Here is a 17173-nt window from a genome sequence, read left to right on the forward strand (position 1 = left end):
TCTGCTGTCAGTCGTCAGCTTTCAGCATTTTTGTTAGAAGTCAACTACTCATGGCATGACTTCAAGTCATGCCATGAGTAAATCTCCATTATATTATTAAGAAATAAAAAGCTCAAAGCTCACTTCTTATAGCTTACAATAAACTTTTCACCCAGTTAATCTCTCTAGCAATTGATTCATTCAGAGGGACTTGCACTTCAGGAGGTAGAACACCCCAAGTATAAGTTTCAATTTCTAAATGATTAGTAAAAGGTTTTTGTTTATGAATGGCTATGGTATCTACAATGTCTGATTGTGTTGAAGAAAGCTCTCCGTATTGTTCAATAAATAAAGGCACATGAAAATGTACTCGCCATTCTACGTGTTTCTCTGGTGCAAATGCTTGAATAGCAAGGTTTAAATCTTGGTATTTTTCAAAAGTACCATCAGCTTTCTTAGCAACTACTTGGTGTAAATAGCTGACTTCATCGTACTGAGCAATGGCTTTTAATTTTTCCTCAGCATCTTTCGTAAAATCTACTTTAATAGCTGAGCTTATTTGAATTTTGCCAACAGCAATATTTGCTTTTGATAATTGCTTAACTACGATGGCAGGCTTTTCATAGCTTACCGCAAAATGACAAACATCATAGCATAATTGGATATGAGTATGTAAAATATCTAATGTTTCGTCAGAAGAAAGTCCTTTTTTTGCAAAATATTCTATAGCAATAGGTCTTAAATAGTCTTGATACCAAGTGATAAATTCGGTAGAATTTTCCAAGATACCATCTGGTTCTGGCTCAATATCTAAATGTAATGTTTTTCCTGTTGATTCTCTAAGCGCAATTAATTCATCAACTACTAAAAGCATATTTTGGGTAGCTAATGTAGTAGCATAATGAAGGCTTTCTGATGGAGTATGACTTTCAACTTTCCACCAAAAACGGTAGGAAAGTGGTGATGTCGAAATTCCTCCTTCGTTCATCTCAGCAGGTAAAAGTTTAGCCAACAACTTAAACATCCTGATAGTATATTGTACTCTGTCAACGGTTGTCCAGTCAGGGGCATGTACTTGGTCTTTTACTACTACGTCATGAAACCCACCATACGGAAAACCATTCATTGTAAATACATAGCAATCGTTTTCAGTCAACCATTGTTGAAAAGCCTTAAAGTTCTCTGCTTCGGATAAATCTATGCTCGCTTGATTAGCCAAACGCAAGCCTATACCCATCGAAGCATCTTTACTGACTGAATTTTTAATTTCAGGAATGCTACTTTGGAGTACTGAAAAATGGTGATTCCAGTCTACACCAGGATGAATATTACTACAATATGTTAAAAGTCCAAAGGCAGTTTGCATAATTTTTTATGAGCGTTTTTCGAGAAAATCTACTGCTTGTTTTACCAATTCGAAATCTATTTCGTGTACTTCTACTCCTTTTCCTAGACCTTCTAATAAAGTAATGGTTAGGCGACCGCCCAAATGCTCACGGAATTCGTTAAGACCTTTCCAAAGATTAATTTTGTCATTTTCTGCTAAGGCAGGATGATATAAATCAAAGCCTAGATTTTCTAAAACCAACAAAATTCTATCCAAAGCATCTTCGCTAATCATACCTTTTAAATAAGAATATACACAGTCGAGGGCAATGCCAATGGCTACGGCTTCGCCATGACGTATTTCAAAATTGGTAAGATATTCTAATTTATGGGCCGCCCAGTGACCAAAATCTAAAGGACGTGCAGAACCGCTTTCAAAAGGGTCACCACTAGAAATATGCTGTACATGGAGTTCAGCACAACGGAAAATATGCTCGTTCATAGACTCCTCATCTCTATGAGCCAACAAAACAGATTTGTTTTCTAGCCATTCAAAGAAGGTTATATCCTTGATAAGAGCCACTTTTACCGCTTCTGAAATACCCGAACGCCAGTCACGCTCGTCTAATGTTTTCAAAAAAGTGCTATCATTAAATACTGCTACTGGCGGAGCAAATGTGCCTAAAAAGTTCTTTTTACCAAAATAATTTACACCATTTTTTACACCAACACCCGAATCATTTTGTGAAAGAACAGTCGTAGGAATACGAATATGTTTTACGCCTCTATGAGCAATCGCTGATGCATAGCCTGTCATATCTAAAAATGCTCCACCGCCTATGGCAGCTACAAATGAGTGACGGTCGATACCATAAGTATCAATTGCTCGGAGTGTTTGAGCTAAATATATTTCATCATTTTTTACTTGTTCTCCACCCGGTAACACGATAATGTCTGCTACTAGCTCCACTTGTTCTTGACCTTCAAAGTATTTTTTTATGGCTTCTTGCAAGTATTGATGAGTGTTGGCAACACCTTCGTCAATTAGAAATAAAATTTTCTTACGAAACTCATTTGCACCATAATGACTGCCAAAATCGTTTAAGAAAGTAATTAAAGTAGTGTTTTCAGGGGCGAAGAGATTTTCGGTAAATAAGATATTGTACGAAAAATTAACCTGAAATGTTTGCTGAATCTGAGACATTTATAATACGAGTAAAAAATCAAATTTTAAACAATATTTAACTAATGATGAATCCATACCATTGGCTTTATCAAGGCATAATTCCTTCACTTTATGTAACGGCAAATAACTTCGCCAATTTCATAGAAAGGGGCAACAATGCTAAAACACATAAAGCAAGAATCCAGTTTCCTGAAACACTTACCCATGCTGCATCCATTACGATTAAAGACAGTACTCCTGCTTTCACAGCCTTGCCGATATTAGGCCCTATTGGGTCAGCAATTGCTGTAATTAATGGTTTGAAAATCAAGTATATGTGTAATAACACAAAGCCAATTGCTAGTTCAAAATAGCCTAATTGAAATGCAAAAAGCAATTGAGAAATACTAACAAAAGCATATAAAAATCCTGCAAAATATAATGTTTTTTGGCTTCCTCCATGCACTTCTCCCCTACTTACCATCGTTATGGCAGCGATGTATATAACAGGAATAATGCCTAAATACCACAGTTCCGCTGGAGCAGTAGCTACAGCAGACATTCCTAAAATCAGGTTTCCGCCACGACAAAGCCCCATGTTAATTGGACCAATGATATCATGATGTTTGCCGAAACGATTATAAACCAATGCCAAAATGGCAACGGCAATAGCGATTAGTCCACTTTGAGTACTGTTGAGAAAGGCTGCAATAATACCAATGATAAGCAAAATACTGCCGAATATTGCAGCACTTTGCTTACTGACTCTTCCACTTGGAATTGGTCGTTCGGGTCTCTCTACAGCGTCTAATTCAGCATCAAAAACATCGTTATACACGATACCACCGCCATATAAACACTTGGTAGCAATGACGAGTAAAAGAACCGTTTGAATACTTTGAGTATCGCTTGAAAAAATAAAACCTGCGATGGAAATCCCAGCGAAAATATCAGCTACGGATGTCACAATGTTGGCAGGTCTTAAAAGTTGGAAGTATGCTTTTATGTTCAAAACTTAACGAATGATTAAGGCATTTTTATCGACTCTTGGTTGTTGTCCTCCCCTCAAAATCGTGTTGCCATTAAATTTTAGACTTTGGTCTATTTCTTGCGGATTTTCAAAATCATCCACATTAATTTGTCCGCTCTGAGAAAAGGCATCAATGGCATTTTGATAGGTAACCAAACGAATATCATGGTCTGAGATTCCTTTTATTTTCATTAACGCTGCCGTTTTGGGAATAGCCAAGGGGTCACTAATACCCCAGTCTGCTGCAGAATTAATCATAATTCTTTCAGAACCATATTGTTTTACCACCTCTACCATGCGTTCGTTACCCATTTTTGTGAATGGATAAATAGTAAAGGCCGCATAAAAACCTTGGTCTAATACACTTTTTACAGTTTCTTCATTATTATGATCAATAATTACCATTTCAGGACTAATACCATGTTCTAGTGCAATAGCCATACTTCTTTCAGTTCCCTTTTTCTTGTCACGGTGTGGAGTATGTACTTGTACTGGTAAACCAGCTTCTTTAGCTAACTCTAATTGTAAACGATAATATTTTTCTTCGGCAGGCGTTTGGTCATCAAAACCAATTTCGCCAACCCCAACTACACCTTCTTTATATAAATAAAGCGGTAGAATTTCCATAACTTCTTCCGCAAGGGCTTCATTGTTGGCTTCGCGAGAGTTCAGACCAATAGTACAATAATGTTTGATACCAAATTGCGAAGAACGAAAACGCTCCCATCCTATCAAGCTGCTGTAATAATCCTTGAAAGTTGAAAGCCCTGTACGTGGTTGACCCAGCCAAAAAGCAGGCTCAATAATAGCTACCACGCCCGCATCAGCCAATGCTTGATAGTCATCAGTAGTACGAGAAGTCATGTGAATGTGTGGATCAAAAAACTTCATGTCTTTGATATAATCCATGAAATTGACTTGTACATTCGTAGCCGTTGCCAATTCTTCGGCTGTTCCTTCAAAATGTGAAGGATTTTGGGTTATTTCGTTATGTTTTTGGCACATTTGATTAGTGGTTAATAACTAGCTCAAAGGTCAACACACAAACTCTGATTTGAACTAGCTTTAAATTTCGAATAAAATACTAATTAGTATATCCTTTATTATCGGACAATAGAAGCGATAATTACTTATTCTTCTAAAGTTTTCCAAGAAATACGCTGACTATCAAGTCCTTCTACTAATGTTGAATATTTTTCAAGCAAGGATTTTGCAGGCTCAAAAGTTGTTTCTTTGCATAGTAATATTGCAGCAATTTGATTTTGCTGACTATCTGTCAACAATAACTTCTCTATATCTTTCAATAAACTCTCGTTCAAAAACTGAATGACTAATCGCCAAACTTGTGCTGGAACTGTTCTGCCAGCAGCCCAACGTTCATGGGCAAAATCTGAAAGCGTATCCGCTAATTTTTGATTAGCTCTGTCGGCTAAACCATGAATTAAATGAATCGGCTTATCATTAAAAATACATTTTAACACTAATTGATTCCATTCTGCTTCAGAAAAATATGTACTAGCAAAAGTATTTCTAAATGCTAAAGAATCGAAAATTAAACCAATATTAGAACGAACGGCCTCTGTAGCCCTGTAAACCCATTTTTGAGGGAAAGCTAAATAAGGTAAAGCTGAATATAAGGCTACAGCTTCATTGATTTCAGCGGTATCAAAAAGTGAATTAATATTTTTAAGATACGTTTCTTCTGAGTCGTGTGGAATAGATAACAATAAATAAACTCTTGTTAACCTATCCATCGTCCATTCATGAACAAGATTTTCGTTATCAACTAAAGTAGTTACTGTTTTTTTTGATACAAATCTTGGTGTGGCGACAAATGCTGTTAAAATATGTTTACTATCACCCGATGTTTTGCTTAAAATCCAATTTAGCTCTTTATCTGTAGCATTTTCTTGGATAATTTTTAAAAGGTTGCTCTGTATGCTCACAATTTTTAAGTCTAATTAATGCAAAATAATATTTATCAAAGGTAAGAACAGCGAGGGAAATTTAACGTAATAAAAATCATTGTTTACGTCGTATTTATCTCTTTTTGTCGTTTTATTAAGTACCAAACCGTTGAACGGTTGAACAGTTTTCCTTTAACGGTTCTGAAACCAAAATTATTGAGTTCTTGAGCAATACTTTCCAACGTATATTCATCTCTATTGTATCGGGCTATCATCCCACTTGCCATTTTATTGTTAATATTTTTAATGGCTTTTTCTCTTTGCATCTTCCCGCCAAGGTCTCTTGTTTCTTGGGTAAAATACTGTGGGTTACCCATTTTTTCACCTCTTTTTTTCTTAGCTTCTAAGGCTACTTTTGTTCTGATACTAATGATTTCTCTTTCTCTTTGAGCGAAAATTGCATAAATTCCTAGTGTAACTGTATCAGTATCAGGTAAATCGCAACTTTTAAAGTTTTCACCTAATAATTTTTTCAATTTAAAAATATGCTCGATGTCTCTGCTCAATCTATCTAATTTTGCAACGATAAATGTGTATTTTTTTTCATTACACAATTTAATAGCTTCCATCAATTTAGGACGATTTTCAATGTCTTTACCACTGATGGCTTCAATAAATTCATGTTCAATAGCTGCTTCATCAATTTTTGCATAATGTTCAATAATGGCACGTTGGGCTTCTAACCCAAGCCCTGAACGTTCTTGACCTTTTGTTGAAACACGTAGATAGCTTACATATTTTTTCATAGATAGATTTTATATGTTTGAAATCTCTTTTTTAAATCCGCTGAGATTTTATTATTTCTTTGCCAGATTAATTCTGGTACAGAATAACGGATTCTCAAGCGCTTCATTTTACTGCTGTTTTTCAAATTTAATTTTTGAAATAACCGAAACTATCAACTTTTAGAATTTTAACCTTAAGTTTGACTTTTAGACAAATATAATACGCTTTGTTTAAAATCTAAGAGGGTCGTATTAGATTTTAAACAAAACTTCTAAAAATCATTTTTATTTTATTCAAGGTTGATTTTCTAGTTTTTTTTAATTAAAGGAATTTTATTCTTTCAAAATACATTTACTATTAATAATCACTTTTAAAAAATGTATTTAGTGTTCTAAGTCAAAGCTCAGATGAAAGAACTTTTTAATTTTAATCTTCATGAAAAACGCGTTTCAAATTTTAACTACTATTATAGCTTTAATATTTACGAATTCAATATTTGCTCAAAAATCGTCACCACGGTTTATGTTTAGATTGTACGAAGACAATGACTTTTTTAACGTTCGAGGAATAGGAACTGATGAAGCTTACAGCAATGGAACAAGATTCGATTTATTTTATACAAAAAAACATGACTCTCATTTTTTTGTGGATAGACTATTACCGAAAGCAGGCGATAGCACCATTAATGTTTTTGGTTGGGGCTTTGCACAACTCATGGTTACTCCGAGAGATATTACCAAAACTGAATTTCAACCAGATGATTATCCATTTGCGGGGTCTTTGTATATTACACATACACTTTATTCTTATAATCCTGTTAAGAAATACGATTTTCAAACAGAGATAATAGCGGGAGTAAGGGGACCAGCAGCTTTGGCAAAACAAACACAAACATTGATGCATAGGATAATTAATGATAAAATTCCAAGAGGATGGGATAACCAATTAGATAATACTGCTATTTTTAACATAAACTTCACTGCTGAGAAAGAAGTATTTCATTTTCAGAAATTTATTGAAGTAATGGCAGGAGGGAGAGCCACGCTTGGTAATATGCTCAATTCTGTAACAGTGTATCCAATGGTTAGGATTGGTAAATTTAGTCCATATTTTCAAGGATTTTTAAATCAATATGGAAGTAAATCCAGTCGTTTTAAAAAATTTCAGGCATATTTTATCTTTAAACCTGAAGCATCGTATATCCTCACTAATAAGTTGATGAATGGAGAGGTAAATAATTCGAAAACAGATGTTTATCAAAATAGTATAAGAAATTGGTTTGCTGAAATTTCATATGGAGCTGTAATTACTAAAGGTAATTTTGGTATTTCGTATAATCAAAAAGTAGCCAGTGCTTATAAAAAAGGGCTGTATAGACATAGTGTCGGAAATCTTTCATTGTATTACAATTGGTAAATTAATTAGCTTTGTAATTATAACAAATTAACTAAGCAAGATGAAGATTGTCGTTTTAGATGGATATACTTTAAATCCTGGGGATTTATCATGGGATGAGTTAAACGCATTAGGGGAAGTAATAATTTACGATAGAACTCCAAGCGAAAAAATTGTAGAGCGAGCCGACGGGGCAGAGATTGTGTTAACGAATAAAACACCACTTGGAGCTTCAGAAATTTCACAATTAAGTAGTTTGAAATACATTGGTGTATTGGCTACTGGATATAATATTGTTGATATTGAAGCTGCTAAAAATCAAGGAGTTATTGTAAGTAATGTACCTGCTTATGGTACTGAATCTGTTGTGCAGATGACTTTTTCGCTTTTACTAGAACTTACTTTACATGTTCAAAAACATAGTGATGCTGTTCGTGAGGGGAAATGGGCAAATTCTAAAGATTTTTGTTTCTGGGATTTTCCTTTAATTGAATTAGCTGGAAAAACCATAGGCATTATTGGTTTTGGTAGCATTGGTCAAAGAGTTGCAGATGTTGCTACAGCCTTTGGAATGGACGTCATTGGTTATAGTCGTACACAAACTGACCAATCGCATCGTAAAAATTTTAAATGGGCAAGCATACCAGATTTGTTAGTAGCATCAGATGTAGTAAGTATTCATTGTCCATTAACTGCCGAAACAAAAGGACTGATTAATCGTGAAAATTTACAGAAAATGAAAAACACTGCTTTCCTGATTAATACCTCAAGAGGACCCATTGTAGTCGATGAAGATTTAGCAGAAGCATTGAATAATGGCACTATTGCAGGGGCTGGGATAGATGTACTTTCTGTAGAACCCCCTCAAAAAGATAATCCATTGTTTACAGCAGAAAATTGTATTATTACACCACACATAGCTTGGGCTACTAAAGAAGCAAGAACAAGATTACTAGCCATCGCTTTAGAAAATATCTCAGCCTATATCGGAGGAAATCCTACAAATATTGTTAATAAATAATTTATACAATACGTAATAACTTGTTATAAATCAATATATTAATTTAAAAATGTCTCTATACTTTTGAGGATAGAGACATTTTTAAATGTGTATTATGCTTGCTTTAATAACTGAATATTAGCTATTAATTTCACTTCTTCACTTACCAAAACTCCACCCGCTTCTGTTGGAGCATTCCAAGTTAAGCCAAAATCTTTACGATTGATTTTAGCGGTTAATTCAAACCCAGCTTTTACATTTCCCCAAGGGTCAGTTGCTGTTCCGCCATATTCTACTGCCAATTTTACAGGATTTGTTACGCCTTTGATGGTTAAGTCACCTACTAATTCGAACTCATCATCATCTTTTTTTGTAAATTTAGTAGAAGTAAATGAAAGTGTTGGATACTTTTCAACTTCAAAGAAATCAGCACTTTTTAAGTGTCCGTCGCGTTGTTCGCTATTGGTACTAATAGAATCCACTTTTGCTTCGAATGATATTTTTGCATCTTCAAAATCGTCTCCAGCCTCAACTGTTCCGCTGAATTCTTTGAAATGTCCTGTTACAGTTGTGATAACCAAATGTTTAACTTTAAACTGTACTTCTGAATGTGATGGGTCAATAGCCCAGATTGTAGTTGACATGATGTTTTAAGTTTAATATTATGAAATTGATAATTAATTTTCTTTAAAAATATATTGATTCGCTAAATTGATTTCCTCCAAAGAAATAGCATGTTGTTTCCCTTTGAAAATTTCTGAATGAACATTCGAATTAAGTTTTTTTAGAATCGAAATACTTTCTTCTACCCTTACTAACGGAACATGTGGGTCTGGATTGCCTGTGGTGATTAATATTGGTGTTTGCTCAAAGTCTCCTTTATACCTTTCTTTTACCAATACTTCGCCAATCACGCCTCCAGTAAAAGCGACAACACCACCATACTTTTTAGCATTTCTAGCCACGTATTCTAAGGTAAGACAAGCTCCTTGAGAAAACCCTAAAAAGTAGATTGAATTAGCAGGAATACCTGCCTTTTCAATATCTTTCATTACCTCATCAATTACATTCAGGGCCGAATCTAGTGCAGGTTGATTTTGTTCCTCGGGTGCCATGAAACTATATGGATACCAACTTCTTTGCGTAGCTTGAGGGGCAAAAATCGCCATTTCACCAAGATTCAAATGGTCTTTTAATGTAATGATATCTTGAGCTGAACCACCGCGACCGTGAATCATCACGATCGCTTTTTTGGCTTTTTCGATTGAAATACCAGTGGTCAAAACTTGTTTGCTATGTAAATACATAATTTTAATGAGTAAGTTAATCCAGTTTTGGGAGTGTTTTTTCGATACCAGCACGATATTGTTCATATTGAGCAGGCAATTTTAAGTTTAATCCCAATTCTTCTAAAGATTCATCTACTGTAAAACCTGGGTTATCACTTGCAATTTCAAAAAGTACTCCACCTGGTTCACGGAAATATAATGAATAGAAATAGTTTCTATCGATTTTCTCTGTAATCTGTAAACCCGCATCCATTACTTTTTTGCGAAATTCCATTAGGATATTATCATCACTTACTCTGAAAGCTACGTGGTGTACAGAACCTTTTGAAACGTGTCCTACGCCTTCACCTGGTACTTCTACTAAATCAACGATGGCTGCCTGTTCAACAGCATCAGTTACAAAACGATAACGATTTACGTGTTGTTCTAATAAACGATACCCGAAAATATCTGTAAGCACTTTAGCGGTAGCATCAATTTTATTCGTAGTAATCGTTACACTATGAAAACCTAAAGTAGCATGTTGTGCTGTTACTTCCTCTGTTTCAAATGGAGCACGAGTATCAGCTTTTTTAGGAACAATCAATTCAAACTTCAAACCGTCAGGGTCTAAGAAAGTAAGGTATTGTTCTCCAAATTTCTCAGCTACTTTATTATAAGTAACATTGTTTTGCTCGAATCTCTTTTGCCAGAATTCTAAACTTCCTTCTGGAACTGCATACCCAATTTCTGTAGCTTGACGAGTCCCTCTTCTTCCTTGTGGAATACCATCACCCCAAGGGAAGAATGTTAATACTGTTCCAGGTTCGCCTGTAGCGTTACCATAGTAAAAGTGATATGTATTTGGGTCATCGAAATTGACAGTTTTTTTAATCATTTTCAAGCCCATTACTCTTGTATAAAAGTCGTAATTTCTCTTTGCATTTCCTGCAATAGCAGTGATATGGTGCAATCCATTTATTCTATTTTCCATAATTGTTTTCCTTTTTTGTTGATACAAAGTTATCCGCTCAGATATTGATTTCTCTTGAACTAGGACAAGAAAACACAGAAATGAGAAAAAAATGAAAAAAAGACTAAAAATAAACTAAAACTAAACTAAAACTAAAATAGCTTCTTAGCCACATGTTATTTGCGTGACTAAGAAGCTATTTTATTATGCTATATATTAGATTTACTTCACCTTCCACTCATGAATTCCAGCGGCGTTATCTTTCGATAATTGTACTTCTAATTTTAAAGCTTTGGTAGTTATTGGTTCAAACTGAATAGTGTTGAATTTATCTTTAGCAACAGCATCTTGATTGATTACTTTAACAGGAAGCCATTGACCATCTTTCAGGTATAATATTTTCCAAGAACTTGGTAAATAACACCCTCCCCAAGGACTATCGTCAAACCAATAGACTTCTGATGATGATACTGTATATTCTTGGTCAAAATCATACTGAACAAATTCGGTAGAATTTTTCTTTGGCCACCAATGGAAGAAATTACCACTTCTGTCGATAGAGTTTTCAACCTCATATTGGTCATTAAGTGCTTTTAACATCATCGGACTTTTGATTGAAGCTGTAACTTTACTTTTACTAGCTATAGTCGGAGCAGGCTTTGGTTTTGATGCCGACGCTTCAAAAGGAATCCACACTTGCATTTCTGATGAACCACGATTCGCCCATGTATAATATGGAATAGCGGTTACTTTCTGCTGTGTTTTAATCAACTCATTACTATTGATTTGCCTTTTGGTTGAAGAACCATCCATTTCTAAAGCCATCACGCCGTTCAATAAACTAGTCTGAAAAACAGGAGTAACCGTTGAGTTTTTATCAACAACGATATTCAGTACTGATGAATCTGCATTATCAATGCCCTCTAAACAATAGACTAGGGGACCTCTTTGCAAAGCAAATCTTTGATAATCAGCTTTTACGCTGTCTTTGGCTTCAATCTTCTTTATTTCCATTGGTAAATCCAACGTCAATTTATCACCTTTAACCCATGTACGATTAATCACAGCATAGCCCTTTTCGATGGAATATTTTGCAGGTTTCCCATTTAATAAAAGGGTAAAGTCTATGCTTTTACTTTTATCCTGATACAAATCGCCTTGGATTGGTTGATTTTTTGCCCAACCCGGAATACGAATATGAATGTTGAAACTAGCTTTTTTAGCTGGATTGATGATAAATTCATCTTTCCCACTCCAAGGATAATTGGTTTCTTGATGGATTTCAACCTTGGTATTTGTCAATTGGATAGTGGCATCACCCCCTACAAATAAATTAATATATAAATCGTTTTGGTTTTGCGCATACGCATATCCTGGTACTGAAGGCAAAAAGCGAGTCATGTTAGAAATACAACAGGCACAATCATACCAAGTTCTGCGTTGATGTTGTCCCATTGAAGCCAACGGATTTGGATAAAAGAATCTATCTCCTGTTAAAGAAATACCAGAAAGTAAACCATTGTAAAGGGTACGTTCTAGTACATCAATATATTTAGCATCGCCATGCAGTAAAAACATTCTATTGTTCCAATACACATTGGCAATGGCGGCGCAAGTTTCAGCATAGGCACTCATGTTAGGTAAATCATAATCAGCCCCAAAGGCTTCTCCATTACCTGTAGCACCTATACCCCCTGTAATGTAAATCTTTTTATCAACTACATCATTCCAAATGTCATCGATAGCACTTAAGTATTGCTTGTCGCCAGTCAGTGCTGCTACGTCTGCCATGCCTGTGTACATATAAGTTGCCCTAACCGCATGCCCCACCGCTGTATGCTGATCTACTACTTTTTTATGCGATTGACTGTATTCTTGGTTCAAATGCCCTTCTTTACCTCTTAAATCCAGAAAGAATTTTGCTAAAGTCAAGTACTCTTTTTTGCCCGTTACCCTATACAAACGGGTTAAACCAGTCTCCACTATTTGATGACCGGGGAAACGTTCTTCTTTGCCCCAGCCAAAAGTTTTCACTAATAAGTCAGCATTTTTGGTGGCAATATTTAGCAAATTCTTTTTACCCGTTGCTTGATAATGCGCTACTGCCGCTTCATAAAGATGCCCTGCATTGTATAATTCATGACTTAAGTCTTCTTCTTTTTCCCAACGTTTTGAACCAATCCACTCGTGTGGTTTGGCAATTTTCATTGTTCTAAAAGTATATAAATATCCATCTGGTTCTTGGGCAGCACCAATATTACTAATTAAGGTATCTAAGTATTTTTCAAGGGCAATATCTTTTTTAGTTTGAAGACTATAAGATGCCCCTTCTATCACTTTATATAAATCGGTGTCATCAAAAGTATAAGTAGTACTTTTTTCAGCGGGCATTTTTCCTGCAGCTTTAGCAAAATTATCAATCCGTCCAGTTATTTTACATTGGTTTAATGTATAGGGAATGGTTACCTCGGCATTGATTTTCATTTTAGGTAACCAAAAATTATCCTTAAAGTGTACTTGTGTAAAAGTGACAGGTTGAATAGGATAATCATTATGTTGTGCCTCAGCTTCATTGATAAAAAATGAAAAAAGAACCACAAAAGTAAATAGCCTTTTGAAAGATAATGATGACATATTGTTGAGTGTTTATGGCTAATGATGATACTTAAGATTGGGGCTTCTTGCCTAGAAAAAGATAGTACGCTGGGATACCTAATAATACGATTACTAAACCGGGCAACGTAAATGAAGGGCGATATATCAATAGTGAAATACTAATTACTGATGCCGAAAAGATGTAAATAAGGGGTAAAAAAGGATAGCCAAAGGCTTTGTAAGGACGAGGTAAGTTGGGTTGAGTAATGCGTAGTCTGAAAATGCCTATAATTGTTAGTATATAAAAAATCAGTACAGCAAAGATTACATAATCAAGTAATTCACCATAGCGACCACTCAAACAAAGTACAGATGCCCAAATACATTGTATCCATAATGCTTTTTCGGGTACGCCATTTTTATTAAGTTGAGCTACTTGTTTAAAAAATAGGCCATCTTTTGCCATGCTGTAATACACTCTCGCACCTGATAAAATCAAACCATTGTCGCAACCAAAAGTAGAAATCATCAAAAACACAGCAATGACCATTGTACCAACCTCTCCGAATATATGTTGTGATGCCACCATACCCACTCTGTCGTTTTCAGCGGTAGCGATTTCTTGTAGAGATAATACGCTCAGATACATTACATTGCACAGGAAATAAGTAGCTGTAACGATAAGTGTTCCTAAGAATAAACTTAGTCCAATATTTCGTTCAGGTCTTTTAATTTCTCCTGCTATAAAAGTAACGTTATTCCAAGAATCACTACTAAATAGGCTTCCAACCATACTAGCGGCTATAGCACCCATAAAAGCCATACTGGAGTAGGGAAGTGATGTAATGCCATCAAATTGGAAAAGTGAAAAACCTGATTGCCAATTGGCTTCCCAAATTTCTTTTTTAGCGGCTATCGAAAAACCAAAGATAATCAGTCCGAATAATGCTATGATTTTGATGAGAGTCAGTATCGTTTGAATAGTTTTTCCTTCTTTTACACCACGCGTATTGATATACGTTAATAAGGAAACCATTAAGATTGAAGTGAGTTGAGCGGCCGAAACTTTAAATAATTTAAGGTCTAATAAGATGTTTTTCTCGCTAAGAAACGGAAAAATATAAGCGGAGAATTTACTAAAAGCCACACCTACCGCAGCAATTGAGCCCGTTTGAATAACGGCAAAGAAACTCCAACCATACAAAAAGCCAACAAGGGGATTGAAGGCTTCTTTTAGATATATATACTGTCCGCCAGCTTTGGGAAACATGGCACTTAGTTCTCCATAACTTATGGCAGCAATTAGGGTTAGTAGACCTGTTATCAACCAAACCACTAACAGCCAACCCGCCGAACCTACATTGCGAGTAATATCGGCACTCACAATAAAAATCCCTGAGCCAATCATAGAACCCGCAACAATCATGGTGGCATCCAATAAACTCAACGAACGTTTAAATGCACTTGGATTTTGTTCAGCCGAGGGTTCTAAAGTAGTTGGTTGATTCATATTGCTCAGGTTGTATGATGAATTTATATTTTACAATACTTGGAAACCATAAGCATAAGGGTCGTCCTCGTCGTCGATATTAATGGTATTGTAGCCATAAATTCTAGCCCAACCTTCAATACTTGGTCTGATGGCTGGCTTGCCACCCACAGTAGTTTCTTCTTCTATTCGACCGATAAACTTTGAACCAATGATACTTTCATGCACAAAATTATCGCCCTTTTTTAGCTTGCCTTTTGCATACCATTGAGCCATCCTTGCTGAAGTACCAGTGCCACACGGTGAACGGTCGATGGCCTTATCACCATAAAAAACGGCATTTCTAGCAGTAGAGCTTGGGTCGAGTACGTCGCCAGTCCACAATATATGCGAACAGCCGTTGATGGTTTCATTATCGGGATGAACAAACGTATATTGCTCATTGATTCGTATACGCATCGTTCTACTCCAACTAATCAATTGGTCAGCAGTATAATGTTGTAAACCTTTAAAGTTCTCTTGAACATCCACAATGGCGTAAAAATTACCTCCATAAGATACATCTACTGTCAATGTTCCTAAATCAGGGCATTCTACACTGATATTTTCAGCAGCTAAAAATGATGCTACATTCGTCAGTTTTACACTTTTTACTTTATTTCCTTCTTGCTTATATTCAATCATTACCAAGCCCGCCGGCGCTTCCATTCTGATAATACCTTTGGTTTTAGGAATGATTAAACCTTCTTCCACTGCAATAGTTATCGTACCAATCGTTCCGTGTCCGCACATTGGTAAACAACCACTGGTTTCAATAAAGAGCACAGCGACATCATTTTCAGGATGATGTGGTGGGAACAAAATGCTCCCACTCATCATATCATGACCACGAGGTTCAAACATCAAACCTTGTCTGATCCAATCATATTCTTTTAAAAAGTGCTGTCTTTTTTCACTCATGTTTTCACCAATGAGTGTTGGTCCACCGCCTGCTACTAATCTGACAGGATTTCCACATGTATGAGCATCAATGCAAAAGAATGTTTTTTTCAAAGTATTGTATGGTTAAGTAATCGAAATGCGTAAGGTTATGTGTATGCTGTAAAAAATAAAGTTTGTTGATGAAATTTTAATAAAAACAGCTTACAGAAAATAATCGAATTTAACATCCGAGAACCCAATAGAGGATTCTCGGTGTGTTAAACATTAAAATTATATATATGATTTGGTTTAAGAATTCTGTTTCTAAGAATACTTTACTAAACGTTAAACTAAACAAAAAATTAGTCAATCACAATAGACTTATAATCTGGTAATGTTGGTCTTGTTGCAATTCCTGTATTGATAATATTCAAAATCGCTTCTCTTTCTTCGCCAATTAAAGTAAGTCGTGGTTGTCTAACGGCCTCGCTACCTATGCCTACTTGAGCTTCTGCCAATTTAATGTATTGTACTAGTTTTGGATGAATATCAAGTTCTAATAATGGGATAAACCAACGATAAATACTTCTTGCTTCAGCGATTCTACCTGCTTTTACTAATTTATAAATAGCAACGGTTTCTTCAGGGAATGCACATACTAAGCCTGCTACCCAACCATCAGCACCCATTACCAATTGTTCCATGGCAATGGTATCCACACCACAAAGAATACTGTAACGGTGGCCAAATAAGTTTCTCATACGAGTAACATTGGTCAAGTCACGGGTTGATTCTTTAACTGCTTGAATGTTTTCACACACAACTAATTCAGAAAACATTGCTAAAGTTACTTCAATTTTATAATCAATAGGGTTATTATAAATCATGATTGGAAGCGTAGTTGAATTAGCTACAGCTTTGAAATATTCAACCGTTTCACGATGGTCTGTTTTATAACGCATAGGGGGCAACATCATCAACCCCTCTGCTCCCCATTCTTCTGCTAAACGAGCCAACTCGATAGCATCTTTAGTAGCTCCTTCTGCAATATTCAAAATTACTGGTACTTTACCTGCTACTTTTTCAACAGTAAACTTTACTAAAGCACCTTTTTCTTCTAAACTCAATACGCTTGATTCCCCTAAAGTTCCTCCCAAAATAATTCCGTGAACGCCTGCTTCTAACTGAAATTGTAAATTCTTATCAAAAAGCTCGAAGTCAAGCTCATCTTTTTCATTAAACTTTGTAGTAACTGCTGGGAATACTCCTTTCCAATTGATTGCCATAATTTTCTTTTATTTTTAATCAAAATTATTAATAAAATAGTTTGCAAAAATTA

General features: G+C 35.5%; 15 protein-coding genes. 2 read left to right on the top strand and 13 right to left on the bottom strand.

Going from position 1 to position 17173, the window contains the following annotated elements:
- Positions 1 to 133: 133 nt before the first annotated feature.
- The 6 genes from eboE to AC07XN_RS01925 form a co-directional block, all read right to left on the bottom strand.
- Positions 134 to 1345: a metabolite traffic protein EboE gene (gene eboE / locus AC07XN_RS01900; protein ID WP_494741843.1), complete on the bottom strand. Its 1212-nt coding sequence runs from the start codon at positions 1343 to 1345 to the stop codon at positions 134 to 136.
- A 6-nt stretch (positions 1346 to 1351) separates the two neighbouring features.
- Positions 1352 to 2509 carry a 3-dehydroquinate synthase gene (locus tag AC07XN_RS01905; protein ID WP_494741844.1) on the bottom strand — a complete coding sequence of 386 codons (1158 nt, stop codon included), beginning with the start codon at positions 2507 to 2509 and terminating at the stop codon, positions 1352 to 1354.
- A gap of 91 nt (positions 2510 to 2600) precedes the next feature.
- The gene (gene eboC / locus AC07XN_RS01910; RefSeq protein WP_494741845.1) at positions 2601 to 3482 is read right to left on the bottom strand and encodes a UbiA-like protein EboC; all 882 of its coding nucleotides are present in this window, start codon (positions 3480 to 3482) and stop codon (positions 2601 to 2603) included.
- 3 nt (positions 3483 to 3485) lie between these two features.
- Positions 3486 to 4505, bottom strand: coding sequence for a TatD family hydrolase (locus AC07XN_RS01915; RefSeq protein ID WP_494741846.1), 1020 nt, complete (start codon positions 4503 to 4505; stop codon positions 3486 to 3488).
- A 125-nt stretch (positions 4506 to 4630) separates the two neighbouring features.
- Complete coding sequence (locus AC07XN_RS01920; protein WP_494741847.1) at positions 4631 to 5446, bottom strand: EboA domain-containing protein; 816 nt, start codon at positions 5444 to 5446, stop codon at positions 4631 to 4633.
- Positions 5447 to 5529: 83 nt separating this feature from the next.
- Complete coding sequence (locus AC07XN_RS01925; protein ID WP_309917504.1) at positions 5530 to 6213, bottom strand: recombinase family protein; 684 nt, start codon at positions 6211 to 6213, stop codon at positions 5530 to 5532.
- A 415-nt stretch (positions 6214 to 6628) separates the two neighbouring features.
- Here AC07XN_RS01925 and AC07XN_RS01930 point away from each other — a divergent pair, with 415 nt between their 5' ends.
- Together AC07XN_RS01930 and AC07XN_RS01935 are read left to right on the top strand one after the other, a co-directional pair.
- On the top strand, positions 6629 to 7609 hold the full coding sequence (locus AC07XN_RS01930; protein WP_494741848.1) for a lipid A deacylase LpxR family protein: 981 nt from the start codon (positions 6629 to 6631) through the stop codon (positions 7607 to 7609).
- A gap of 40 nt (positions 7610 to 7649) precedes the next feature.
- Complete coding sequence (locus AC07XN_RS01935) at positions 7650 to 8609, top strand: D-2-hydroxyacid dehydrogenase (RefSeq protein WP_494741849.1); 960 nt, start codon at positions 7650 to 7652, stop codon at positions 8607 to 8609.
- Between the two features lie 92 nt (positions 8610 to 8701).
- Here the strand turns inward: AC07XN_RS01935 and AC07XN_RS01940 are convergent, their stop codons facing one another.
- The 7 genes from AC07XN_RS01940 to AC07XN_RS01970 all read right to left on the bottom strand — a co-directional run bounded on the left by AC07XN_RS01940 (position 8702) and on the right by AC07XN_RS01970 (position 17114).
- Complete coding sequence (locus AC07XN_RS01940) at positions 8702 to 9232, bottom strand: YceI family protein (protein WP_309917493.1); 531 nt, start codon at positions 9230 to 9232, stop codon at positions 8702 to 8704.
- Positions 9233 to 9265: 33 nt separating this feature from the next.
- Entirely contained in the window at positions 9266 to 9895 is a 630-nt protein-coding gene (locus AC07XN_RS01945) for an alpha/beta hydrolase (protein WP_494741850.1), read from the bottom strand.
- Positions 9896 to 9911: 16 nt separating this feature from the next.
- Positions 9912 to 10850, bottom strand: a complete 939-nt coding sequence (locus AC07XN_RS01950; protein WP_494741851.1) for a ring-cleaving dioxygenase — start codon at positions 10848 to 10850, stop codon at positions 9912 to 9914.
- 201 nt (positions 10851 to 11051) lie between these two features.
- Entirely contained in the window at positions 11052 to 13463 is a 2412-nt protein-coding gene (locus AC07XN_RS01955; protein ID WP_494741852.1) for a glycoside hydrolase family 127 protein, read from the bottom strand.
- A 31-nt stretch (positions 13464 to 13494) separates the two neighbouring features.
- Positions 13495 to 14934 carry an APC family permease gene (locus tag AC07XN_RS01960; RefSeq protein ID WP_494741853.1) on the bottom strand — a complete coding sequence of 480 codons (1440 nt, stop codon included), beginning with the start codon at positions 14932 to 14934 and terminating at the stop codon, positions 13495 to 13497.
- Positions 14935 to 14964: 30 nt separating this feature from the next.
- Positions 14965 to 15966 carry a 4-hydroxyproline epimerase gene (locus AC07XN_RS01965; RefSeq protein ID WP_494741854.1) on the bottom strand — a complete coding sequence of 334 codons (1002 nt, stop codon included), beginning with the start codon at positions 15964 to 15966 and terminating at the stop codon, positions 14965 to 14967.
- 230 nt (positions 15967 to 16196) lie between these two features.
- The gene (locus tag AC07XN_RS01970) at positions 16197 to 17114 is read right to left on the bottom strand and encodes a dihydrodipicolinate synthase family protein (protein WP_494741855.1); all 918 of its coding nucleotides are present in this window, start codon (positions 17112 to 17114) and stop codon (positions 16197 to 16199) included.
- Positions 17115 to 17173 lie beyond the last annotated feature (59 nt).

The organism is Arcicella sp. GW458-12-2-14-TSB2 (assembly GCF_059423785.1).

Excerpts from the sequence above, each read along its gene's own strand:
- AC07XN_RS01955 (WP_494741852.1), bottom strand. The coding sequence starts at position 13,463 with ATGTCATCATTATCTTTCAAAAGGCTATTTACTTTTGTGGTTCTTTTT.
- AC07XN_RS01915 (WP_494741846.1), bottom strand. The coding sequence starts at position 4,505 with ATGTGCCAAAAACATAACGAAATAACCCAAAATCCTTCACATTTTGAA.
- AC07XN_RS01945 (WP_494741850.1), bottom strand. The coding sequence starts at position 9,895 with ATGTATTTACATAGCAAACAAGTTTTGACCACTGGTATTTCAATCGAA.
- AC07XN_RS01960 (WP_494741853.1), bottom strand. The coding sequence starts at position 14,934 with ATGAATCAACCAACTACTTTAGAACCCTCGGCTGAACAAAATCCAAGT.
- AC07XN_RS01925 (WP_309917504.1), bottom strand. The coding sequence starts at position 6,213 with ATGAAAAAATATGTAAGCTATCTACGTGTTTCAACAAAAGGTCAAGAA.
- AC07XN_RS01930 (WP_494741848.1), top strand. The coding sequence starts at position 6,629 with ATGAAAAACGCGTTTCAAATTTTAACTACTATTATAGCTTTAATATTT.
- AC07XN_RS01905 (WP_494741844.1), bottom strand. The coding sequence starts at position 2,509 with ATGTCTCAGATTCAGCAAACATTTCAGGTTAATTTTTCGTACAATATC.
- AC07XN_RS01940 (WP_309917493.1), bottom strand. The coding sequence starts at position 9,232 with ATGTCAACTACAATCTGGGCTATTGACCCATCACATTCAGAAGTACAG.
- AC07XN_RS01950 (WP_494741851.1), bottom strand. The coding sequence starts at position 10,850 with ATGGAAAATAGAATAAATGGATTGCACCATATCACTGCTATTGCAGGA.
- eboE (WP_494741843.1), bottom strand. The coding sequence starts at position 1,345 with ATGCAAACTGCCTTTGGACTTTTAACATATTGTAGTAATATTCATCCT.
- AC07XN_RS01935 (WP_494741849.1), top strand. The coding sequence starts at position 7,650 with ATGAAGATTGTCGTTTTAGATGGATATACTTTAAATCCTGGGGATTTA.